Here is a 22,497-nt window from a genome sequence, read left to right as displayed (position 1 = left end):
CGAAGTCATCACCGGCTTCGGGCGCCTCGGCACACCATTCGGCGCCGACTATTTCGGCGTCACGCCCGACATCATGGTCACCGCCAAGGGCCTGACCAACGGTGTCATCCCCATGGGCGCGGTGCTGGTTTCCTCCGAAATCCACGACGCCTTCATGCAGGGCCCCGAACACGTCATCGAGTTCTTCCACGGCTACACCTATTCGGGTAACCCCATCGCTTCGGCTGCCGGGCTCGCCACCCTCGAAACCTACAAGGAAGAGGGTCTGCTCACCCGCGGTGCCGAACTGGCGCCGGTGTGGGAGGATGCGCTGCATTCACTCAAGGGCGAGCCCCATGTCATTGACGTGCGTAATATCGGTCTCGTTGGCGCCATCGAGCTTGAACCCATTGCCGGTGCGCCCACCAAACGCGCCTTCTCGGCCTTCCTCAAATGCTTCGAGGATGGCTACCTGATCCGCACCACCGGCGACATCATCGCCATGTCCCCGCCGCTCATCGTTTCGGAGTCGCAGATTGGCGAACTGATCGACGGCGTGCGCACCGCCCTGCGGAGTATCGAATAATGAACACCATCGAGAATGCCGTCGCCGGCAAACGCTATGTTTCCACTGGCCGTCGCGTGCCGGTGTTCAATCCGGCCACCGGCGAGGTTTCGGCCGAACTGCCGCTCTCCACGCTGAGCGAACTCAACGACGCCGTTGCTTCGGCGAAAAAGGCGCAAGTCGCCTGGGGCAATACCCCGCCGATGAAGCGCGCCCGCGTCATGTTCAAGTTCAAGGCGCTGCTCGATCAATATGCCGATGACATGGCCCGCGAGATTTCGCGCGAGCACGGCAAGGTGCATGACGATGCCCTGGGCGAAGTGGCCCGCGGCATCGACTGCGTCGATTTCGCCTGCGGCATTCCGCAACTGCTGAAGGGTGAGTTCAGCCGCAATGTCGGCCCGTCGATCGATAGCTATTCGGATCGCCAGCCCCTTGGCGTCGTCGCCGGCATCACCCCGTTCAACTTCCCGGCCATGGTGCCGATGTGGATGTATCCGGCGGCAATCGCCTGCGGCAATACCTTCATCTTGAAGCCCTCCGAGCGCGACCCCAGCGCCTCGATGCTGGCCTGGAACCTGTTCATGGAAGCGGGCCTCCCCGAAGGCGTGCTCAACGTCGTCCATGGCGACAAGGAAATGGTCGACGGCATTCTCGACCATCCCGATATCAAGGCGGTGAGCTTTGTCGGTTCGACCCCGATTGCGGAGTATGTCTACCAGCGCGGCACCAAGGCCGGTAAGCGCGTCCAGGCCCTGGGCGGCGCCAAGAACCATATGGTCATCCTGCCTGATGCCGATCTCGACCAGGCCGCCGACGCGCTGATGGGCGCCGGCTATGGCTCGGCCGGCGAACGCTGTATGGCAATTTCGGTGGCTGTCCCGGTGGGCAAGGAGACCGCCGACGCGCTGGTGGCCAAGCTCAAGCCGCGCGTCGAAAGCCTCAAGATCGGCCCGGCCACCGACAAGGATGCCGAAATGGGTCCGGTGGTCACCAAGATGCACCGCGACAAGATCCTGGGTTATATCGACGCCGGCGTCGAGCAGGGCGCCGACTTGGTGGTCGATGGCCGCGGCTTCACCCTCCAGGGCTATGAGGGCGGCTATTATGTCGGCGGCACTTTGTTCGACAACGTCACGCCCGAGATGACCATCTACAGGGAAGAAATCTTCGGCCCCGTCCTCTCCGTGGTGCGGGCCCATTCTTTCCAGGATGCGGTCGATCTCATCCACGGCCACGAATACGCCAACGGCACTGCCATCTTCACCCGCGACGGCGACGCCGCCCGCGAATTTGCCGACAAGATCGAAGTGGGCATGGTGGGCATCAACGTGCCGATTCCCGTCCCCGTCGCCTACCACTCCTTTGGCGGCTGGAAGCGCTCGCTGTTCGGCGACCACTCCATCTACGGCCCCGAAGGCGTGCACTTCTACACCCGCCTCAAAACCGTCACCACCCGCTGGCCCGCCGGCATCAAGGGTGGCGCCGAATTCTCATTCCCCAGCCACAAATAGGATTTAGGCCATATGTCTGCCCCAGGAGAAAACCTTCGCATCAATGGTGATCGGCTCTGGGACAGCCTCATGGAGATGGCGCAGATTGGTCCCGGCATTGCCGGGGGCAACAACCGCCAGACGCTGACCGACGAAGATGGCGAAGGCCGGCACCTGTTCAAGCGCTGGTGCGACGAGGCTGGTCTAACCATGGGCGTCGACCAGATGGGCACCATGTTCATGACCCGCCCGGGCACCGATCCGGACGCCCTGCCGGTCTATGTCGGCAGCCACCTCGATACCCAGCCTACCGGCGGCAAATATGACGGCGTCCTCGGCGTGCTGTCGGCGCTCGAAGTCGTGCGCTCGCTCAACGACATGGGCATCAAGACCAGGCATCCCATCGTCGTCACCAACTGGGCCAATGAAGAGGGCGCCCGCTTTGCCCCTGCCATGCTGGCCTCGGGCGTCTTTGCCGGCGTCCACACCCAGGACTATGCCTATGGCCGCAAGGATCCTGACGGCAAAACCTATGGCGACGAACTCGCCCGCATCGGCTGGCGCGGCGAAGAAGTGGTCGGCGCTCGCAAGATGCACGCCTATTTCGAATATCACATCGAACAGGGCCCTATCCTCGAAGCCGAAGGCAAGCAGATCGGCGTCGTCACCCACGGCCAGGGCCTGTGGTGGCTCGAATTCACCCTGAGCGGCAAGGAAGCCCATACCGGCTCCACGCCGATGAACATGCGCGTCAATGCCGGCCTCGCCATGGCCCGGATTCTCGAAATGGTGCAGGCCGTGGCCATGGATCACCAGCCCGGTGCCGTCGGCGGCGTGGGCCAGATGAAGTTCGCGCCCAATTCACGCAACGTGCTTCCCGGCACGGTGGTCTTCACCGTCGACATCCGCTCCCCCGAATTGAGCAAGCTCAATGCAATGCGCCAGCAAATCGAAAGCAAAGCGCAAGAAATCTGCCAGCAATTGGGCGTCGGCTACGCCATGGAAGCCGTGGGCCATTTCGATCCCGTCGCCTTCGACCCAACCCTGGTCGCTCGCGTGCGCAAGGCAGCCGAAGACCTCGGCTACAGCCACATGAACATCATCTCCGGCGCCGGCCACGACGCCTGCTGGGCCAACAAGGTCGCGCCGAGCACCATGGTCATGTGCCCCTGCGTCGGCGGGCTGAGCCACAACGAGGCGGAAGATATCTCGAAGGAATGGGCGGCAGCAGGGGCCGACGTGCTGTTCCACGCAGTGGTGGAAACCGCCGAAATCGTGAACTGAAGGATCAGCCCATGAGCAAAGTCATCAAGAACGGCACCGTTGTTACCGCCGATCTCACCTACAAGGCCGACGTCAAGATCGACGGCGACGTGATCGTCGAGATCGGCCCGAACCTTTTCGGCGACGAGACGCTCGACGCCACCGGCTGCTACATCATGCCGGGCGGCATCGATCCGCATACCCATCTCGAAATGCCCTTCATGGGCACCTATTCGGCCGATGATTTCGAGTCCGGCACGCGGGCCGGGCTATCCGGCGGCACCACCATGGTGGTCGATTTCTGCCTGCCCAGCCCCAACCAGTCCCTGCTCGAAGCGCTGCAGATGTGGGACAACAAGACTTCGCTGGCCAACGCCGACTATAGCTTCCACATGGCCATCACCTGGTGGGGCGAGCAGGTCTTCAATGAAATGGCCGATGTCGTCGACCGCGGCATCACCAGCTTCAAGCATTTCATGGCCTATAAGGGCGCGTTGATGGTCAATGACGACGAGCTGTTCTCGTCCTTCCAGCGCTGCGCCGATCTCGGCGCCCTGCCGCTGGTGCATGCCGAAAATGGTGACGTCGTCGCGGCGATGACAGCCAAGCTCCTCGCCGAGGGCAATACCGGCCCCGAGGCCCACGCCTATTCGCGCCCCCCGGAAGTCGAGGGCGAAGCCACCAATCGCGCCATCATGATCGCCGACATGGCCGGCGTTCCGCTCTATGTCGTGCACGTCTCGTCCGAGCAGGCGCACGAAGCCATCCGCCGCGCCCGCCAGAAGGGCATGCGCGTCTATGGCGAGCCGCTGGTGCAGCACCTGACGCTGGACGAGAGCGAATATTTCAATCCCGACTGGGACCATGCCGCCCGCCGCGTCATGTCGCCACCCTTCCGCAACAAGAGCCACCAGGATTCGCTCTGGGCCGGGCTGCAGTCCGGCTCGCTCTCGGTCGTCGCCACCGACCATTGCGCTTTCACCACTGCGCAGAAGCGCAACGGCATCGGCAATTTCTCCAAGATCCCCAATGGCACGGGCGGCCTCGAAGATCGCATGCCCGTGCTGTGGACCGCCGGCGTCAATACCGGGCGGCTGACCATGAACGAGTTCGTCGCCGTAACCTCCACCAATATCGCCAAGATACTGGGGCTCTATCCCAAAAAGGGCGCCGTACTGGTCGGCGCCGATGCGGATCTCGTGGTCTGGGACCCCAAGCGATCCAAGACCATTTCGGCCTCCGCCCAGCAATCGGTCATCGATTACAATGTGTTCGAAGGCTTCAAGGTCACCGGCCTGCCGCGCTTCGTGCTGAGCCGCGGCAAGGTTTCCATCGTCGAGAACGAGATCAAGACCGAACCTGGCCATGGCAAGTTCGTCGGCCGCGAGGCCAAGAACCCGGTCAACCGCGCCCTGAGCCAGTGGAAAGAGATCGTCGCCCCCCGCAAGGTCGAGCGCACCGGCATTCCGGCGACGGGGGTTTGATGGAACACCAGCCTGTCGTCGCCGCGAGCAATCTCGGCCTCACCTTCAAGACCAATGACGGCGATGTCGTTGCGCTCAGCGACGTCAACCTCTCCATCAACAAGGGCGAGTTCGTCTCCTTCATCGGCCCCTCCGGCTGCGGCAAGACCACGTTCCTGCGCACCATTGCCGATCTGGAGCGGCCCACTTCGGGCACGCTGACCATCAACGGCCAGACGCCCGACGAGGCGCGCAAGAGCCGCGCCTATGGCTACGTGTTCCAGGCCCCAGCGCTCTATCCCTGGCGGACGATCGAAAAGAACATCGCCCTGCCGCTCGAGATCATGGGCTATTCCGCCAGCCAGCAGACCGAGCGCATCAAGCGCACCATGGACCTGGTGAACCTGTCGGGTTTTGAGAAAAAATATCCCTGGCAGCTGTCGGGCGGCATGCAGCAACGCGCCTCCATCGCCCGCGCTTTGGCCTTCGACGCCGATCTGCTGTTGATGGACGAGCCTTTCGGCGCGTTGGACGAAATCGTGCGCGACCATCTCAATTCCGAGCTGCTCAAGCTCTGGGATCGCACGCAGAAAACCATCTGTTTTGTGACGCATTCCATCCCCGAGGCGGTCTATCTCTCGACCAAGATCGTTGTCATGTCACCGCGCCCGGGTCGGGTAACCGACATTATCGAGAGTGACCTGCCCAAGGAACGCCCGCTCGATATCCGCGAGACACCGGAATTCCTGGCTATCGCGGCGCGCGTGCGCGACGGACTAAGGGCCGGGCATAGCTATGAGGAAGTGGCTTGATGGGGGGCTGCCACGATGCCACCTCCCCTTCTCCCCTTGAGGGAGAAGGTGCCCGAAGGGCGGATGAGGGGTCTCTTTTTGCACTTCTGGCATGGGCGAGCGCAGCGCCCCCCACCCCGACATTTCCGCTGGACGAGGAAATGTCGTCCCTATCCCGCAAGGGGAGAGGGGAGGAAGAGCAGCTATGACCCGCACCCTGCCCATCCTCACCGTCCTGCTGGCCATCGTCGTCATCTGGTATGCCGCCGCCATCGGCATGAATGCGCCCTGGCAGACCACGCTGAACACGCGCGCTGACCTCACCGATGTGCCGTTCACCACCTTCGCGCTGCAGACCTGGGCGCAGGATCGCCCCGTGCTGCCGGCGCCCCATCAGGTGATTGGCGAAATCTGGAACGCCACGGTGGCCCTGGAGTTCAACTCGCGGCGCTCGCTCGCCTATCACGGCTGGATCACCCTTTCCTCGACGCTGCTCGGCTTCGTCTTGGGCACGGCACTTGGCGTCGCCCTGGCCGTCGTCATCGTCCACAATGAAGCGGCCAATCGCTCGCTGATGCCCTGGATCATCGCCAGCCAGACCATTCCCATCCTGGCCATCGCGCCCATGGTCGTGGTCGGGCTAGGCGCGGTCGGCATTACCGGCACGGTGCCGCGCGCGCTGATCTCGATGTATCTTTCCTTCTTCCCGGTCGTGGTCGGCATGGTCAAAGGGCTGCGTTCGCCCGAGACCATCCAGCTCGACCTGATGCGCACCTATGACGCGACGACCTGGCAAAGCTTCTGGAAACTGCGCTGGCCGGCCGCCATGCCCATGCTCTTCGCCTCGATGAAGGTCGGTATTGCCATTTCCCTGATCGGCGCCGTGGTCAGCGAATTGTCCAATGCCGCCGGTGGTGGGCTCGGCGTGCGGCTGCTCACCGGCTCCTATAATGGCCAGACCATCCAGATTTGGGCAGCCCTGTTCATCGCCGCGGCTTTGGCCGCCGTGCTGGTGATGATCGTCGGCGCCGCCGAGCGGGTCGTCAATGCCCGTATGGGGGCACGCCCGTGAGTCAGCTGCAATTCTTTCTCGCCCTGGTCGCCGGCGGTCTTTCTGCCGCGGCCTTTGCCCTGAGCCTGGTCACGCCCTTCGAGCAGGCCCTCCTGCTCAAGGCGTTCCTTGGGCTTGGCTTGCTGTCGCTGATCCGTTTCGTCGTGCCCTTGGGTCTCTGGGCCGATGGCGCTCTTGCCCTGCTCGGCGCGGTGGCGCTGCTCACCAGCCTCGGGGCGTTCTCGCCGACGCCGGCCTTCTTCTGGATGGCGTTGACTGTGGCCTGGCTGTTTGCCTGGCTGTTCGTTGAGCGCCTGTCCAATGTGCTGGCACCCCGTCTCGCCGACAATGCCGGCCTTGGCCTCTTGATCCCCATCGTCTTCGGGGCAGCCTTGCTGGTGATCTGGGAAGTGGTGACGCGCGGCGCCAATGTGCCGCCCGTCCTCTTGCCCGCCCCCTCGATGATCGGCGCGCAACTGGCCAATTCCTCATCGATCCTCTGGGCCGATTTCGTCCAGACCTTCATCAAGTCCGTGCTGCCCGGCTATGCCATGGGGTGCCTCGCGGGTCTGGTCGTCGCCATTCTTGTCGACCGGTCGCCTTTCCTCAAGGCGGGCTTGCTGCCGATCGGCAATTTCATGTCGGCCCTGCCCATTATCGGCATCGCGCCGATCATGGTCATGTGGTTCGGATTCGACTGGCAGTCCAAGGCCGCAGTGGTCGTGGCGATGACTTTCTTTCCGATGCTGGTCAACACCGTTGCCGGCCTCAATGCCAGTTCGGCCATTGAGCGCGATCTGATGCGCACCTATGCCGCCGGCTACTGGCAAACCCTTATGAAGTTACGGCTTCCCGCTGCGGGCCCCTTCATATTCAACGCCCTCAAGATCAACTCGACTCTGGCCTTGATCGGCGCAATCGTAGCGGAATTCTTCGGAACGCCCATTGTGGGAATGGGCTTCCGGATATCGACAGGCGTTGGCCGGCTGGCCATCGATCTGGTTTGGGCAGAGATCGCCGTTGCAGCGGTCGCGGGGTCTGCCTTCTACGGGGTGATCGCTCTCATCGAGAGGGGCGTCACCTTCTGGCATCCGTCTGTCCGTGGTGGACGGGCGTAACAGGGAAAAGGGAATGACAATGAACAAAATTATCGGAGGTCTGCTCGTGAGCGCCCTGGCGCTTTCGGCCGCCCCTGCATTCGCACAGGATGCGCTGACACTGCAGCTCAAGTGGGTCACGCAGGCGCAGTTCGCCGGCTACCTGATTGCCGAATCCAAGGGCTTCTATGACGAAGAAAACCTCGACATCACCATCCTGCCTGGCGGCCCCAACATCGCTCCCGAGCAGGTGATCGCTGGCGGCGGTGCCGATATCATCGTCACCTGGATGGCAGCCGGCATGGCCGCTCGCGAAAGCGGCGTGCCGCTGGTTAATATCGCCCAGCCGTTCAAGCGCTCGGGCCTGATGATGATCTGTCCGACCGAAACCGAGATCAAGACGGCTGCCGATTTCCCTGGGCATACGCTGGGCGTCTGGTTCTTCGGCAATGAATATCCGTTCTTCGCCTGGATGAACAAGGAAGGCATTGCCACCGATGGTTCGGCCGGCGGCGTCACCGTTCTGCAGCAGAGCTTCGATATCCAGCCGATGATCCAGGGTCAGGCCGACTGCATCTCGGTCATGACCTATAATGAATATGGCCAGGCGCTCGATGCCGGTTACGGCCCGGAAAACCTGACCATTTTCAACTATACCGAAATGGGCAATGACCTGCTCGAAGACGGTCTCTACGTCCTCGAAGACAGCCTCTCCGATCCTGCCAAGGTGGACGCCTATACCCGCTTCGTCCGCGCCTCGATGAAGGGCTGGGCCTATGCCGCCGAGAACCCCGAGGAAGCCGCCCAGATCGTGGTCGACATGGACGATACCGGTGCCGCCACGCTTGAGCATCAGCTGTATATGACCGGCGAAGTTGCCAAGCTGGTCGACCCTGCAGATCCCAAGCTGGACATGGCCACCTATGAGCGCACCGTGAAGGCCCTGATCGACCAGTCGATCATCAAGGCCCAGCCGGAAGGTGCCTATACGACCGTGGTCACCGACGGCCTCTAGACCAATCGGCATCAAAAGCGAAAGGCGGGGAGTGATCCCCGCCTTTTTTCACAACCAGCCTTCTGATCACCTCTCCCCTCAGGGGAGAGGTCGACCCGTAGGGTCGGGTGAAGGGTTCAGCGCCGAGGGTTCTCGTTGTGCTTCAACGGACCTCTGAACGCCTCAGTTAAACACCCGCCGGCATTTGAACTGGCCGAACTCCACCCAGCCGGTGGCCAGCACCTCGCCCTTGAAGCTGACCCAGCATTCGTCCAGCGATATCGGCGCGCCGGCGCCGGTTAGAAGCACCGCATTGCCATGCCGTACGGCCGTAGCCTGCTGAGCGTCGAGCCGGATTTCCGGCAGGTCGGAAAATCCCGCCCAGACCGGCTTCAGCAGCGCGTCGCGCTCGTCCTGTCCCAGCGCTTCGAGCTGGTCGATCGTCACCGCGTCTTCGTCGCGGAACGGCCCCACCGCAGCGCGATGCAGCATGCTCACATGCCCCCGCGTCCCTAGCGCCTCGGCAATGTCGCGGGCCAGCGAGCGCACATAGGTGCCCTTGCCGCAAGTGACCTCCAGCACCGAGCGATCGGCGCTATGCTCGACCAGCACGATTTCATCCACATCGATCTCGCGCGGCTGCAATTCCACCGCTTCGCCGGCCCGAGCCAGGTCATAGGCGCGCTCGCCATCGATCTTGAGTGCCGAAAAGATCGGCGGCCGTTGCAATATCGTGCCTGTAAACTGCGGCAGCACGGCCTCAAGCGCCGCCTGCTCCGGACGCACATCCGAAGTTGCGACCACCGCGCCTTCGGCATCGTCCGTGGTGGTGGCGCTGCCCCACTTTATGGCGAAGCGATAGATCTTGGTGCCGTCCTGCACCTGCGGCACGGCCTTGGTCGCCTCGCCCAGCGCAATCGGCAATATGCCGGTGGCCAGCGGGTCGAGCGTGCCGGCATGTCCCGCCTTGGCGGCGCCATAGAGCCACCGCACCTTGCCCACCGCCTGGGTCGAGGTCATGTCATAGGGCTTGTTGAGCACCACCCAGCCGGAGATGGCGCGCTTGATCCGCTTGGGCTGGTTCACTCAGTCTCGCCGTCTTCGTCGTCGAGGTCTTGCTGCACCTTCTTGGAGCGCAACAGCGCATCGATGCGGCCGGCCTCCTCGAATGTCTCATCGACGAAGAACCGTACTTCGGGCGCGAATTTCATGTTGATCTGCGGCGCCACGCGGCCGCGCACGAACTTGCGGTGCCGGTTGAGCGCTGCGACGATCTCCTCGGCATGCAATCCGCCCAGCGGCATGATATAGGCATTGGCGATCTTGAGGTCCGGCGACATGCGCACTTCGGGCACGGTGATCACCGAGCCGCGCAGTGCGTCATCCTCGATTTCGCCCCGGGCAAACATGGCCGCCAGCGCGTGGCGCACCAGTTCGCCGACGCGCAACGAGCGCTGGGTGGGGCCGCTTGGCTTATTGTCTTTACTCATGAGGGGGAATTAGGCCCTCACCGCGCCGTCGTCAATCGGCGAGGCGGCGTTCCGTGCCAAGCGCTAGCCGCGCAGATTGCTCCGCCCGCCATGCACCCCTTCGGGCAGGACCCGATGCGGCGGCTGGTGGCCGTCCATGAAGGCGCGGATATTGACGATCACCGTCTCGCCCATCTCGATGCGGGCCTCCAGCGTCGCCGACGCCATATGCGCGGTCAGCACCACCTTGTTGGCCTCGGCCAAGGCCAGCAGCCGCGGATCGATGCCGCGCTTGTTCTCGAACACGTCGAGCGCCGCGCCGCTCAGATGGCCGGATTCGATCTCGTCCATCAATGCCACCTCGTCCACCAGTTCGGGCCGGCTGACATTGACCACAAAGCTGCCCGGCTTCATGCGCTTGAGCCGCTCGGCCGAGAGGATGTGAAAGGTTTCGCGGGTATGGGGCGTGTGCAGGGAGACGATATCGACCGCCTCGATCATGGCGTCGAGATCGGGCCAATAGGTAGCTTCGAGCGGGTTCTCGACCCCCGGCGGCCGCCGGTTGCGCGAGAAGTAGTGGATATTGAGCCCGAAGGCCTTGGCCCGCTGCGCCACAGCGGTGCCGATGCGGCCCATGCCGACAATGCCCAGCGCCTTGCCGCGCAGGCGGTGGCCCAGCATCGAGGTCGGCGACCAGCCGGCCCAGACCCCGTCGCGTACCAGCATCTGCGTGCCTTCCACCAGCCGGCGCGGCAGCGCCAGCATCAGCACCATGGCCATGTCGGCCGTGTCCTCGGTCAGAACGCTGGGTGTATTGGTCACGGTCAGCCCGGCCGCCCAGGCCGCCTCGATATCGATATTGTCGACGCCATTGCCGAACTGGGCGATCATCCGCACGCTCTTGGGCAGGCGGGCGATGAGTTCGGCATCGATGCGGTCGGTGATGGAAGAGACCAGCACGTCCTTGCCCGCAAGCCCTTCCACGATGTCGTCCCCGGTCAGGGTCACGTCACCCTCGTTCACATGGGTCTCGAACAGGGTGGCCATGCGCGCCTCGATGGTTTCGGGCAGGCGCCTGGTGACGAGGATATGGGGTTTCTGGCTGGTCATCAGTTCCGGGAGCGGGGGGGAGCGTGCTTGTGGAAAACCCCACTCTTCAGCGCCCATTAAGGATCATTGGCTAGTGATAGGGCAATTCCATTTGTCTGCAAAGTCATGTTTGACGAGACCCTTCGCGCCGGCCTTGGCCGTCAGTTTTTAGCGCTTTTCCGCCGCCTGCCCTGGCTTTTCCTGGTCACGGTACTGCTGCTTCCGCCTGCCCTGGCGCAGGCCAACAATCCCAGCGGCCTGCCCTTGCCGCGTTTTGCCACCACACGTTCCGAGCCGATCAATGTGCGCGTCGGGCCGGGCCAGAAATACGATATTGCCTGGACCTATCTCAAATCCGGCATTCCGGTGGAAATCGTCCAGGAGTTCGATACCTGGCGCAAGATTCGCGATGTCGACGGCACCGAGGGCTGGATTCACCAGAATCTCCTGGCCGGCACCCGCGCCGGCTATGTGACGCCCCTGCTGGCCAATGGCGAAATCGGCCTGCGCGCCAGTCCGTCCGACGAAGCAGCCGTCCGCGCCCGGCTCGGGCCGGGCCTCAAGGTCACCATCAAGCAATGCGACGGCGTCTGGTGCGAGGTCAGCGCCGGCGGCCAGGACCCGGCCGATCGGGCCACCTCTTATTCGGGCTATCTGCACCAGGAAGAACTCTGGGGCGTTTATCCCGATGAAGTCTTCGACTAGTCCCTCTTCACCTCTCCCTTGGGGGAGAGGTCGACCCGAAGGGTCGGGTGAGGGGGCCTTCCCCATGCATGCCCCTAGCCCAAGCCCAGTTCCGCCAGCGCATTGGCGGTCTGCCGCGCTACCCGCACGGCTTCGTCCTGCTTGGGGCAGCTGGCGCAATAGCGATCCGGATCGATGAGATAGTCGAGGCAACACCCCTTGCGCTTGACGATCAGCAGGCGCCGCCCGCTGGCTGTGTCAATCGGCTCCAGCCTGCCCTGTCCGCTTAGCCCCAGCACCTCCAGCCACTGCTCTGACCAGGCTTCGATCGTGCCCGCCGGCAGGTCGCGTCGCCGCTGGCTCAGCCACACCATCAGGCTCAGCATGCGGTCGGCCAGTAGCCGTCGCGCCGGCAGCGGCCTGAGCTTGGCCAGTGCATTGACCTCCTCCAGCATCACCGCCGTCATGGCTCGCAGCTGCGCCCCGGCATTGGCAATCAGCGCCTCCTGCGGCCCGGACGTCTGCGCCCCCGGCGCCAACCGATAGCCATCGACATAGACGCCGCGCCGCTGCTGGCTGAGGCCGGAAAGGTCAGGCACGGCGCCATGCACATGGGCGGCGATAACTGCGAGATAGGCTGGCTGCCACAATAGATTGGTCCATAGCCGCACCGCATAAAAGGCCGGCCCCGCCTGCGGATAGCTCGTCGCTAGCGCCTGATGCAGCTGGCCCAGCATGGCCGAATTGTCGGCGCCGGGCCGGTACCAGCCCTCGCGCGGCCCGCCGGGCTCGCCCTTCATGAAGCCGGTGAGCTGCGCCGCCGTCGCGATCAGCCGCGTGGTCGCGGCGTCGCCAGTGTCTTGCGGAAAAAGAAAGGAGCGGGCCATGGACGCGTTCTAGCGTCCCCCCGCTCCCGTGAAAAGGCCGCCGGATCGCTCCGGCGGCCTCGATTGTCAGACCTTGAGGATCTTGAAGCGGAACAGCAGCCCGCCGATTGCCCCGCCGACCAGCGGCGCCACGATGAACAGCCAGAGCTGGATCAGCGCATTGCCGCCGACCAGCAGCGCCGGGCCAAAGCTACGCGCCGGATTGACCGAAACGCCGGTAACCTGGATGCCGACCAGGTGGATGGCGGCAAGCGTCAGGCCGATGGCCAGACCCGCAAAGCCCGGCGCCGATTTCTCGCCGGTCGAGCCCAGGATGACGATGACAAAGATGGCGGTGAAGACGATCTCGAACAGCAGGGCCGCAACGAGGGAATACTCGCCCAGATAACCCGGACCCCAGCCATTCTGGCCCAGGCTCACATTGCTGCCCACGATGGCCCACAGGATCACGGCGCCCGCCAGGGCCCCGGCGAACTGGGCGATCCAGTACTGGATCATGTCCATGAGCGACAGGCGCCCGTCGAGAAACGCGCCCAGGCTCACCGCCGGGTTGATGTGACAGCCCGAAATCGGGCCGATGCCGTAGGCCATGGCCACGATGGCGAGGCCGAAGGCCAGTGAAATGCCGACCTGCCCGATGGCGTCCCCGCCCAGTACGGCTGCCCCGCAGCCAATCAGCACCAGCACCGCCGTGCCGATGAATTCCGCAATCAGTTTGTTCATGACGCTTGATGTCCCCACAAGACTTCCCATCCAGCCCGAATCACGGAACTGGTGCGCAAGTTTTCCTGCGACAACGCGCCACACGCAAGCCGCTAAACCCTGATCGGCACAGGATTATCAGGCTGCCCCGCGCGCCGCCGCAAGCGTTGCCCGCACCGCATCCACATCGGTCAGCGTGATCTCGTATTCCCGCTCGATGGCGGTGCCGCCCATGCCGACATGGGGATTGCGGAACACCATTTCGCTCTTGATCGTGTGCAAGGCGGCAAAATGCATCTCGTCGACGCCGGTCGCGCGCCGCACCAGGGCGATATTGCTGGCATCCAGCGCACCGCAGGCCATGATCACGATACGGCCATTGGCAATCGCCGCGGTGTCCTTGAGAATATCGATGCCTTCAATCGCCGTGTCGCGCTGCCCGCTGGTCAGCACCCGGTCGACGCCGCAGCGTATCAGCGCCTCGATGGCCTCGCGATAGTCCGCCGTCATGTCGAAGGCACGGTGGCAGGTGACCTTCATCGGCCGCGCTGCGTCCACCAGCGCCTTGGTGCGCGCCTCGTCGATCCGGCCATCCGGCGTCAGGCAGCCAATGACCACGCCGGCCACCCCCAGTTCCTTCATTGCCTTGACGTCATCGACCATGCTGGCGAATTCGAGGTCGGAATAGAGAAAGTCGCCGCCGCGCGGCCGGATGATGACGTGGAACGGAATGGTCGCCACGCGCAGCGCCTCGCGCACCACGCCCAGGCTGGGTGTTAGCCCACCTTCGAGCAGGCTCGCGCACAGCTCCACCCGGTCCGCCCCCGCCGTCTGCGCTGCCACCAGGCCATCAATGCCTTCAACACAGATTTCGATTCGGAACGGGTGATGCGGCATGAGTGGTCTCCAATTGGTACTTCATTGGTAGTGCCCACGGGGTCGGTCGGCAAGGCAGCGTGGGACGATTTTTTGGCGGGGCCGCAGAATCCGCGATTCCCTCATTGACGGATCAGCTTAGTGTGCTACAAGACTAGCACACTAGATAGGCATCACACATGGATGATTTTCACAGCAGCCAGCCGATCTTCGTCCAGATCCGGCAACGGCTTGCCGAGATGATCCTGCGCGGTTCGGTCGGGGAGGGCGAGGCACTGCCCTCGGTCCGCCAGATCGCCGCCGATCTCTCGGTCAATCCGCTGACGGTCACCAAGGCCTTCGAGGCGCTGGTCGATATCGGTGTGGTCGAAAAACGAAGGGGGCTAGGCATGTTCGTCAAGACCGGAGCGCGGGCCGAGCTGCTCGCCCATGAACGCGACAAGTTTCTGAAAGAGGATTGGCCGCGTATTGCCGCCCAGATCAAGGCCCTCGATCTCGACCTCAATACCCTTCTCACCAGTTCACCCGCCAATCAGGGGCAGACCCATGACTGACCTTTCCGCCTCGGCCGATACCGCCGTCGAGCCCATCGTCTCCGCCCGCGGCCTGCGCAAGAAATTCGGCCGCAAGGAAATCCTGCATGGCCTGGATTTCGACATTCCCCCTGGCCGCATCTATGGGCTGATCGGCCACAATGGCGCCGGCAAGACCACCACGCTCAATGCCATGCTGGGCCTGACCAGTTGCCAGGGCACCATTCGCGTGTTGGGCGAAGACCCCTTCGCCAAGCGCGCCAAGCTGATGGAAAACGTCGCCTTCATTTCCGATGTGGCCAGCCTGCCGCGCTTCCTGCGGGTCCGCGAACTCTTCGCTCTGCTCAGTAACATTCACCCCAATTTCAGCCAGGATAAGGCGCGCAGCTTCCTCGAAGGCACCGACATCAAGCCCGAAATGAAGGTCAAGCACCTCTCCAAGGGCATGATCGCCCAGCTGCATCTGGCCGTGGTCATGGCCATCGACGCCAAGCTTCTTGTGCTGGACGAGCCGACGCTGGGTCTCGACATTACCTACCGCAAGCGCTTCTACCGGCGCCTGCTCGAAGATTACATGACCGAGGAGCGCACCCTACTCATCACCACCCACCAGGTGGACGAGATCGAGTTCATGCTCTCCGACATCATGTTCATCCGCGATGGCGAACTGATCCTGCACATGCAGATGGAGACGGTGAACGACAAGTTCACCCAATTGGTCGTCAACGACAATGCAGCCCAGGCCGCCGCCCGCGCCTACCATCCGGTCTATGAGGAAACCCGCTTCGGCCAGACCGTGATGATCTTCGATGGTGTGGATCGCAACCTGCTCGAGCCCTTCGGCAGGCTCTCGACCCCGACCTTGTCCGATCTTTTCGTCGCGCTGATGCAGCGTCCGACCGCCAATCCGGAGACCGCCCGATGAAGGCTTTCACCGCTCTCGTCCACCGCGAGCTCATCGAGCATCGCGGCGCCTTCCTCATCGGCCCGTTGATCCTGGTGGGGATCATTATGCTCATCACGGTGCTGGCGCTCACCGTTGGCCGCGTCAATGCTCGCGTGACGGGCGACATGCTCAATGTGCTGCCGCTCGCGGTTCTTTTCTGGGCCTCGCTGTTCCTGGGTGTTGCCTGGGGCCTCTATCTGCTGGCGACTCTTTTCTTTTACTGCGCCGACGGCTTTGCGGCCGATAAGCGGAACAATGCCATGCTGTTCTGGAAATCCATGCCGGTCAGCGACTTCAAGGTGCTGATGGCTAAGCTGGTGGCGTCCATCACCATCCTGCCAGGAGCGGTGTTTCTGGTGGTCCTGCTCAGCATGGCGCTGATGTTGGCTACGGCGCAGATTACCCTCATGTTCAGCGGTCTGTCGGCGGCTTTCGGCGTGATGGGGCTGTGGACGGTTTACTGGAACATCGCCCTGATCGAAGCCGTACAGCTGGCCACCGCTCTGCTATGGTATCTGCCGTTCATGGCGCTGGTCGGGGCGATGGGTGCCGTCGTCGGCCGTTGGGCCATTCCGGGTGCCTTATTGCTGCCAGCGCTGGCCTCGACCCTGGAATGGGTTACGCTGGGCGGCCTGCACCCGTTCGCTACACATACGTGGAAATATCTGAGCTACCGGGCCACGGCACCGGAATCCACTCTGGTAGAAAGCTGGAGGACAGGCAACCCGCTAACCGTGGATGTTTCGTCGGGCGCCCACTATGCCGCCGATCTCATTGCCATCACGGACTGGACCCAGGTCGGCATTGGCGCGGTCTTTGCCGTGGCGGTGATCTATATCGCCAGCGAATACCGCCGCCGCGTCAACGACAATTGACCCGGCCCGGCTTTCCCGGCAACGCCGCCGCCGCGCGCCCCATGGCGCGGCGGTTGAAGTTTGCGGAGAGCTGATGCAGGCTCGGCTCCCCCTGGTGGATTGATGCGCTGGTCATGCGCCAGCCGGTCAAGCGCGTGCTCAAAACCGCGCTGATCGGCGCCTGCGCCCCGCAGGCACGCTTGCCATGCTGTCGTTCCACGCGGCTGAAACCGCCAATACCGCCCGCGTGACAGGCTTTGCCAACCGCACGCGTGCCGCCATTGCCCTTCTCTAGGGGCGCTGCACCGCGGCCCGCACCGGCTCGAACGGTCCGGCACTGGGCTGCTGCCGGTCGGCCAGCGCCGTCTCGGCGGCAACAATTGTGCAGATGAGGCCGTCCGGGGCATAGTCGAACATGACCGTCGCCCCCAGATCGGCGGCCAGTGCCCGTTCGATCATGCGTGAGCCAAATCCCCTCGTTTCCGGCGGGTTGATCGGCGGTCCTCCGCTCTCGCGCCAGGTCATGAGAATTTTGTGGTCGTCCGTCAGGGCCCAGCCAATATCAACGCGCCCGGTCTCGCTGCTCAGCGCGCCATATTTGGTCGCATTGGTACACAATTCATGCAGCGCCATGGCCAGCGACAACGCTGCCTTGGCATGCAGTTGAACCGACGGGCCCGAGAGGCCGAGCCGGGGATGCTCGCTGCCGGAAAAGGGGTCGATTGCGGTGCGGATCACCGCTTCGATATCGGCGCTCTCGTTCTGCTGAGCGGTCAGCAGCTTGTGTGCGTCCGCCATGACGGCCAGCCGCCCGTAAAAGGCCTGCAGCGCCGTCTCGGCCGTCTGCGCATCGCGGAAACTCTGCCGCGCCACCGCTTGCACGGTGGCGAGCAGGTTCTTGATGCGATGGTCGAGTTCGCGCGCCAGCAGGTCGCGATGCTGCTCGGCCTCAAGCTGGGCCGTCTGCCGCCGGTCCAGTTCATCCAGCAGATTGTCGATGGCCTGGCCGACCTGGTGAAACTCCGCCCGTCCCGGCAACATGCCGGTGCGTGCGGTGTGATTGCCGGCGCGCCAGGCGTGAATGGTGGAGAGCAGGCGCAGCACCGGCCGCCGGATGAACCGCCGGCCAATGATCAGCGCCAGCAGCATGGCCAGGACGCCCCCTATGCCGGCCAGCAGCACGCCTCGTAAGGTGGCCTCGTTGATGGGCGCCATTGCCTCCAATACCGGTATGCCGGTGCTCACATAGAGCCCCAGGGGTCGCGTCGCTGGCTGGTACCCAACAATGCGCTCGGGCCCATCCGGGCTCATGATCTGCATGGTGCCCGCCGCCAGGCCAGTGATGCGCGACATGTATTCGTCGGGCACCTTCATGCCCACAAAGCGCTCCGGCAAGGGTTCGCGCGCGATGATGATGCCGTTGCGGTCGGCGATGGTTATGGCGCTGCCCTGCGCGAAGGGGCGCTCCTTGAGGACGGAACCCAGATAGTCGAGTCCGATGGTCGCAATCACGAAGCCCTGCAGCGAGCCGTCTGCGGCCGTGCGCTGCGTGCCCATCAGCAGCGCCGGACCGGCGGTCACCAATGTATATTCGCCCACCGCGAACATCTTGTCTGCCAGTGCCGCGCGCACCGGCGCGCTCAGCGCGGGCCGCAGGTCTTCCGGCCGGCCACTGGTGGCACAGACCGATTGCCCATCCAGGTCGGTAATATTGAGCAGGCTGACCTGGGGCAACAGTGCACTCAGCCGGTCCATATAGGCCCGACAATTGTCACCGCTCTCCCCGACCCCTGGCGCATTGGCGACGGCGATCATCAGCGCCGCGGCGCCGGCCAGGATGCGCTCCAGCTCCAGCGAGGCCTGCTCGCTCATCCGCAGCGCCTGGGCATGCACTTCGGCCTCGCGCGCCTTGCGCAGGGAAAACTCGTTGAAACCGAGAATGGCCAACGCCGGCAGCAATGCCACTGCGGTCAGCAGCAGCAACCTATGGCTGAGCGACAAGCTTGGCGCTTTCATGCCCCCTCCGACAGGCGGGCGCCGCCTGCGCCCGGCTCCCAGTTACCCAGATTGCGCGCCATCGCGCCAGTCCAAAAAACGGCGCGTGGGCGCCCGCTGCCGCCTGCGGGTCAATGCATAAAATTGCTTGCCTCACGGTAACGGAGCCGCAGACAAAGAGGTCTAGTGTCATGAGCGGGCAGGCTCTTGAGAAAGACGCGCGATGGCTTTGCCGCTCCCCGATCTCCGCTACGAAACGGCTCGAGACCACCTGCTGCAGGCTCTCGCCATCCTCCCCTCCGAGGGTAGCGAGGTGATCAGGCTTTTGGTCGAGGAAGCGTCCCGGCGCTGCGAGGCCAAGGCCTATGAGGACGCCCCGTTTGCGGTCTTCGTTGCCCCCGATCCGCCCGATCAATCCAGCCCCCCCGACCTTCCGACATCGTGAGACCCGTTGTCAGCCCCACATGGCATGTTTGTCGGGCGACCTGGCCCAACAGTCCGATCTTGTCCAACCAATGCAACGGGTGGCAGTGCGAGGACCTCAGGCAGGGCTGCCAGGGCACTCACGGGGTCGGAATCGGCCTGGCAGCCTCTGGACAGGTGGAGCGAATTGGCGCTCACATCAGCCGCGCCCATTGGATGTCTCCCCGGTTCCCACTGACGGGCTCAGCCTCAACGGCAGCACGATGCGGAACTCGGTGCGCCCCGGTCGACTGGTGAAGTCGAGCCGGCCGCCGTGGCGGTTGACCACGATGTTGTGGGCGATGTGCAGCCCGAGCCCGGTGCCGATGCCCTGCGCTTTGGTGGTGAAGAACGGCTCGAACACCCGACCGGCCACCTCGGGTGGGATGCCGGGGCCGCTGTCGGCAATACGGATCTCGACCTCGTTGCTGAGCCGCCGCGCCGCCAGTTCGAGCCGGCCCTTGCCCTCCATCGCCTGGATGGCGTTGTCGATCAGGTTGGTCCACACCTGATTGAGCTCGCCGGCATAAGCGGTGACCCGGGGCAGGTCGTCCTCGAACGCCCGGACCACCTCGATTCCGTGCTTGAGCTTGTGGTTGAGGATCATCAGCGTGTCCTCGAGGCTCTGCCGCAAGTCGACATCCTGCACTGGCGCCCGGTCGAGATAGGCGTAGGACTTGACCGCATGGACGATGTCGCTGATTGCCTTGGAGGCGCGCTGGATCTCCTCCATCAGCTGCTGCGCGGCGAGCCCCGAGCCAAGCCATCGCAGGACGACCGGCAGCCGCACCTCGGCAAAGCCCGCCTGCAGCGGCGCGATCCGCTCCACCGTCCAGCCATAGGCCGCCATCGCCGGCGCCACCTCCCACGCCTCCGCCACCCCGAGCCCCTCGAGCACCGTGATCAGCCGCGACTCTTCCTTGCGGATCGCCGCATCGGAGTCACGCATTCGGCCGCAGGCGACGATACCGGCCTCGAGATCGACCAGCGCCGCACGTTCCTCTGGCGTCAGGTCGAGCGCGTTCAGTACCAAGGTACGCTGTCGCCAGGCCTCGAAGGCCTCGCCGAGCAGTTCGGAGCTGCGCTGGATCGCCGCAGCCGGGTTGTTGAGTTCGTGCGCCAGCCCGGCGGCAAGCGTTCCGAGCGAGGCCAGCTTGTCGGCCTGCACCAGCGATGCCTCGGTGCTGCGCAGCCGGCCGACCACAGTCCGCAGCAAGGTCGTCGCAGCACCCGGGCGTCGCTCCAGCAGCAGCCGGAACGCCTCGGGGCCAATGGCCAGCAGTTCGCTCGCCTCGCTCGCTCGTACCGACGCCGTGCGTGGCGCCTGCTCCAGCAGCGACATCTCGCCCAGCACTTCGCCGGGCCGGCGGGTGGCGAGGGTGATGTCCCGCCCTCCCTCGCGCTTGGTGACCTCGAGTGCCCCCGACAGGACGATGTAGAGCCGATCGCCGGGCGTGCCTTCGGCGATGATCACCTCGCCCGTCGTCGCCTTGACCCGCTCGGCCGAGCGCCAGAGTTCCTCGATCTCGTCGTCGCTGAGATCGGCAAACATCGGTACGGCCCGGATCAGCGCATCGTGGTCGAGGTCAGCTTCAACCGATGCGGTCATCGCCCTACATCCCGGCCGGCCGCTGTGCCGGCGCCGGGCCGCGCAGATGCTGGTGCACGAGGGTCACCGCCATGGCGCCCTCACCAACCGCCGAGGCAATCCGCTTGGTTGATTGGCGCCGCACGTCGCCGGCCACGAAAATGCCCGGCACGCTGGTTTCCAGCCAGAACGGCTCGCGCTCTGCCAGCCAGCCATCCGGCTTGCGGTTGGGCTGGCGCATCAGGTCCGCTCCGGAAAGGATGAAACCCTGCTGGTCGAGCTGTAGCTTGCCCTTCAGCCAGTCGGTGCGCGGCGAAGCACCGATGAACACGAACACCGCCCGCGCCGGCACCTCAGTCACCGCGCCGCTCGCGCTATCCAGGATCGCTACCGCCTCGAGGCTCTCCTCGCCGACCAGCGCATTGATCGAGGCCCCCGTCTGCACCGCGACATTCTCCGCCTCGTCGATCCGCTCGATCAAGTACTGCGACATGCTCTCGGCCAGCGATTTGCCACGCACCAGCAGCGTCACCGACTTGGCGTAGCGCGCCAGGTGCAGCGCCGCCTGGCCGGCAGAGTTGCCGGCGCCAACCACGAACACGTCCTGCCCCTGCACCCCCAGTGCCTCGGTCATCGCCGCGCCGTAATAGAGGCCCGCGCCGGAGAGTCGTTCAGCGCCCGGCACATCGAGCAGCCTGTACGAAACGCCGGTGGCGACGATCAGCGCCTGGGCGGCGACCTTGCTGCCGTCGCTCAGTGTCAGGATGTGGTAGCCGTCCTGCGTTTGCAGGCCCACCGCCTCGACCGGCGTCAGGATCTCCGCCCCGAAGCGCCGCGCCTGCTGCACCGCGCGGCGTGTCAGATCGGCGCCGCTGAGGCCCACCGGAAAGCCGAGATAGTTCTCGATCCGCGAACTGGTGCCGGCCTGGCCGCCCGGTGCCTCGCGCTCGATCAGCAGCGTTCGCAGACCTTCCGAAGCGCCATATACCGCCGCGGCGAGCCCGGCCGGGCCGGTGCCGACCACCACCAGGTCGTAGGTCTCGGCCACCGCATGCGTGTGCAACCCCACCTTCTCCGCCAGCGCCGCGATCGTCGGGCGCGACAGCGCCGTGCCGTCGGCAAGGATCACCAGCGGCAGCGGCTCTGCAGTGGCCCCGGCAAGTTCGCGCAGTGTCGGCGCCTCTAGGTCGGTCTCGATGTCGAGCCAGCGGTAGGGGATGAGGTTGCGGGCGAGGAAATCGCGCACCCGATGCCCATCCGCCAGCCAGCGGTGGCCCACCACCCGCACCCCCTCGAACACCGGCTGGTAGTTGGCGCGCCAGTCGTCGAGCAGGTCGTCGAGTACCGGATAGAGCAGCTCATCGGGGGGATGCCACGGCTTCATCAGATAGTGGTCGAGCTTCACCTCGTTGATCGCCTGGATCGCCGCATCGGTGTCGGCATAGGCGGTGAGCAGCACCCGCCGCGCTTCGGGATAGAGCTCCATCGCCTGGGCCAGAAACTCGACGCCGCTCATTTCGGGCATCCGCTGGTCGACCAGGAACAATGCTACCACCCGGTTGGCGAGCTTCAGTTCACCGAGCACCGCCAGCGCCTCCACACCCGACGCGGCACGCTCGACGTCATAGGCGGTAGCGTAGTGCCGTCGCAGGTCTCGCGTCACCGCGGCGAGAACCGAAGGCTCGTCGTCGACCGCAAGGATCACCGGTTTTTCCA

General features: G+C 64.4%; 22 protein-coding genes. 13 read left to right on the top strand and 9 right to left on the bottom strand.

All coding sequences use genetic code 11. The features are described from left to right. The 8 genes from V6M52_RS00650 to V6M52_RS00615 all read left to right on the top strand — a co-directional run. On the top strand, window positions 1-565 hold a 565-nt coding region (locus V6M52_RS00650; protein WP_332698340.1), incomplete at its 5' end, for an aminotransferase class III-fold pyridoxal phosphate-dependent enzyme. Beyond that, entirely contained in the window at window positions 565-2,058 is a 1,494-nt protein-coding gene (locus tag V6M52_RS00645; protein WP_332698337.1) for a CoA-acylating methylmalonate-semialdehyde dehydrogenase, read from the top strand. The genes V6M52_RS00650 and V6M52_RS00645, both read left to right, overlap by 1 nt. Before the next feature lie 12 nt (window positions 2,059-2,070). Further along, window positions 2,071-3,321: a Zn-dependent hydrolase gene (locus V6M52_RS00640; protein ID WP_332698334.1), complete on the top strand. Its 1,251-nt coding sequence runs from the start codon at window positions 2,071-2,073 to the stop codon at window positions 3,319-3,321. 11 nt (window positions 3,322-3,332) lie between these two features. Further along, window positions 3,333-4,784, top strand: coding sequence for a dihydropyrimidinase (hydA, locus tag V6M52_RS00635; protein WP_332698332.1), 1,452 nt, complete (start codon window positions 3,333-3,335; stop codon window positions 4,782-4,784). Then, window positions 4,784-5,575: an ABC transporter ATP-binding protein gene (locus V6M52_RS00630; RefSeq protein WP_332689743.1), complete on the top strand. Its 792-nt coding sequence runs from the start codon at window positions 4,784-4,786 to the stop codon at window positions 5,573-5,575. The genes hydA and V6M52_RS00630 overlap by 1 nt, the downstream gene beginning before the upstream one ends. Window positions 5,576-5,759: 184 nt before the next feature. Further along, on the top strand, window positions 5,760-6,626 hold the full coding sequence (locus tag V6M52_RS00625; protein ID WP_332698329.1) for an ABC transporter permease: 867 nt from the start codon (window positions 5,760-5,762) through the stop codon (window positions 6,624-6,626). Between the two features lie 245 nt (window positions 6,627-6,871). Next, window positions 6,872-7,723 (top strand): ABC transporter permease, encoded by an 852-nt coding sequence (locus V6M52_RS00620; RefSeq protein WP_332698346.1) that lies wholly within the window; start codon window positions 6,872-6,874, stop codon window positions 7,721-7,723. A 19-nt stretch (window positions 7,724-7,742) separates the two neighbouring features. After that, on the top strand, window positions 7,743-8,717 hold the full coding sequence (locus tag V6M52_RS00615) for an ABC transporter substrate-binding protein (protein ID WP_332689752.1): 975 nt from the start codon (window positions 7,743-7,745) through the stop codon (window positions 8,715-8,717). A gap of 162 nt (window positions 8,718-8,879) precedes the next feature. Here the strand turns inward: V6M52_RS00615 and truB are convergent, their stop codons facing one another. From truB to V6M52_RS00600, 3 genes are all read right to left on the bottom strand, one after another. After that, window positions 8,880-9,782, bottom strand: coding sequence for a tRNA pseudouridine(55) synthase TruB (truB, locus tag V6M52_RS00610; protein WP_332698326.1), 903 nt, complete (start codon window positions 9,780-9,782; stop codon window positions 8,880-8,882). Continuing rightward, complete coding sequence (gene rbfA / locus V6M52_RS00605) at window positions 9,779-10,186, bottom strand: 30S ribosome-binding factor RbfA (protein ID WP_332689761.1); 408 nt, start codon at window positions 10,184-10,186, stop codon at window positions 9,779-9,781. The genes truB and rbfA overlap by 4 nt, the downstream gene beginning before the upstream one ends. 63 nt (window positions 10,187-10,249) lie before the next feature. Continuing rightward, entirely contained in the window at window positions 10,250-11,275 is a 1,026-nt protein-coding gene (locus tag V6M52_RS00600; protein ID WP_332698323.1) for a 2-hydroxyacid dehydrogenase, read from the bottom strand. 105 nt (window positions 11,276-11,380) lie between these two features. Between V6M52_RS00600 and V6M52_RS00595 the strand changes: the two genes are divergently transcribed. Then, the gene (locus V6M52_RS00595; RefSeq protein WP_332698320.1) at window positions 11,381-11,959 is read left to right on the top strand and encodes an SH3 domain-containing protein; all 579 of its coding nucleotides are present in this window, start codon (window positions 11,381-11,383) and stop codon (window positions 11,957-11,959) included. Between the two features lie 74 nt (window positions 11,960-12,033). Here V6M52_RS00595 and V6M52_RS00590 read toward each other — a convergent pair whose 3' ends face one another. From V6M52_RS00590 to V6M52_RS00580, 3 genes are all read right to left on the bottom strand, one after another. Next, window positions 12,034-12,825, bottom strand: coding sequence for a siderophore ferric iron reductase (locus tag V6M52_RS00590; RefSeq protein ID WP_332698317.1), 792 nt, complete (start codon window positions 12,823-12,825; stop codon window positions 12,034-12,036). Window positions 12,826-12,891: 66 nt separating this feature from the next. Continuing rightward, window positions 12,892-13,548 carry an aquaporin gene (locus V6M52_RS00585; RefSeq protein ID WP_332689773.1) on the bottom strand — a complete coding sequence of 219 codons (657 nt, stop codon included), beginning with the start codon at window positions 13,546-13,548 and terminating at the stop codon, window positions 12,892-12,894. A 117-nt stretch (window positions 13,549-13,665) separates the two neighbouring features. Then, on the bottom strand, window positions 13,666-14,424 hold the full coding sequence (locus V6M52_RS00580; RefSeq protein ID WP_332698315.1) for a copper homeostasis protein CutC: 759 nt from the start codon (window positions 14,422-14,424) through the stop codon (window positions 13,666-13,668). Between the two features lie 158 nt (window positions 14,425-14,582). Here V6M52_RS00580 and V6M52_RS00575 point away from each other — a divergent pair, with 158 nt between their 5' ends. From V6M52_RS00575 to V6M52_RS00565, 3 genes are read left to right on the top strand one after another with little or no spacing between them, the layout of a single operon-like run. Then, window positions 14,583-14,957 carry a GntR family transcriptional regulator gene (locus V6M52_RS00575; RefSeq protein WP_332698312.1) on the top strand — a complete coding sequence of 125 codons (375 nt, stop codon included), beginning with the start codon at window positions 14,583-14,585 and terminating at the stop codon, window positions 14,955-14,957. Continuing rightward, window positions 14,950-15,861, top strand: a complete 912-nt coding sequence (locus V6M52_RS00570) for an ABC transporter ATP-binding protein (RefSeq protein ID WP_332689782.1) — start codon at window positions 14,950-14,952, stop codon at window positions 15,859-15,861. The genes V6M52_RS00575 and V6M52_RS00570 overlap by 8 nt, the downstream gene beginning before the upstream one ends. Beyond that, window positions 15,858-16,757: a hypothetical protein gene (locus V6M52_RS00565; protein WP_332698309.1), complete on the top strand. Its 900-nt coding sequence runs from the start codon at window positions 15,858-15,860 to the stop codon at window positions 16,755-16,757. The genes V6M52_RS00570 and V6M52_RS00565 overlap by 4 nt, the downstream gene beginning before the upstream one ends. 270 nt (window positions 16,758-17,027) lie before the next feature. Here the strand turns inward: V6M52_RS00565 and V6M52_RS00560 are convergent, their stop codons facing one another. Next, window positions 17,028-18,752 (bottom strand): sensor histidine kinase, encoded by a 1,725-nt coding sequence (locus tag V6M52_RS00560; protein WP_332698305.1) that lies wholly within the window; start codon window positions 18,750-18,752, stop codon window positions 17,028-17,030. Window positions 18,753-18,954: 202 nt separating this feature from the next. Here V6M52_RS00560 and V6M52_RS00555 point away from each other — a divergent pair, with 202 nt between their 5' ends. After that, complete coding sequence (locus tag V6M52_RS00555) at window positions 18,955-19,176, top strand: hypothetical protein (protein ID WP_332689791.1); 222 nt, start codon at window positions 18,955-18,957, stop codon at window positions 19,174-19,176. A 177-nt stretch (window positions 19,177-19,353) separates the two neighbouring features. Here V6M52_RS00555 and V6M52_RS00550 read toward each other — a convergent pair whose 3' ends face one another. Both V6M52_RS00550 and V6M52_RS00545 read right to left on the bottom strand, forming a co-directional pair. Next, window positions 19,354-20,802, bottom strand: a complete 1,449-nt coding sequence (locus tag V6M52_RS00550) for a sensor histidine kinase (protein WP_332698301.1) — start codon at window positions 20,800-20,802, stop codon at window positions 19,354-19,356. A 4-nt stretch (window positions 20,803-20,806) separates the two neighbouring features. Next, a complete protein-coding gene (locus V6M52_RS00545; protein ID WP_332698298.1) occupies window positions 20,807-22,486 on the bottom strand; it encodes an FAD-dependent oxidoreductase in 1,680 nt (559 codons plus the stop codon). Window positions 22,487-22,497: the final 11 nt, after the last annotated feature.

The sequence above is a fragment of the Devosia sp. genome (genome assembly GCF_036676215.1).
Classification (GTDB): Bacteria; Pseudomonadota; Alphaproteobacteria; order Rhizobiales; family Devosiaceae; genus Devosia.
This window is presented reverse-complemented; position numbering and strand designations above follow the sequence as displayed.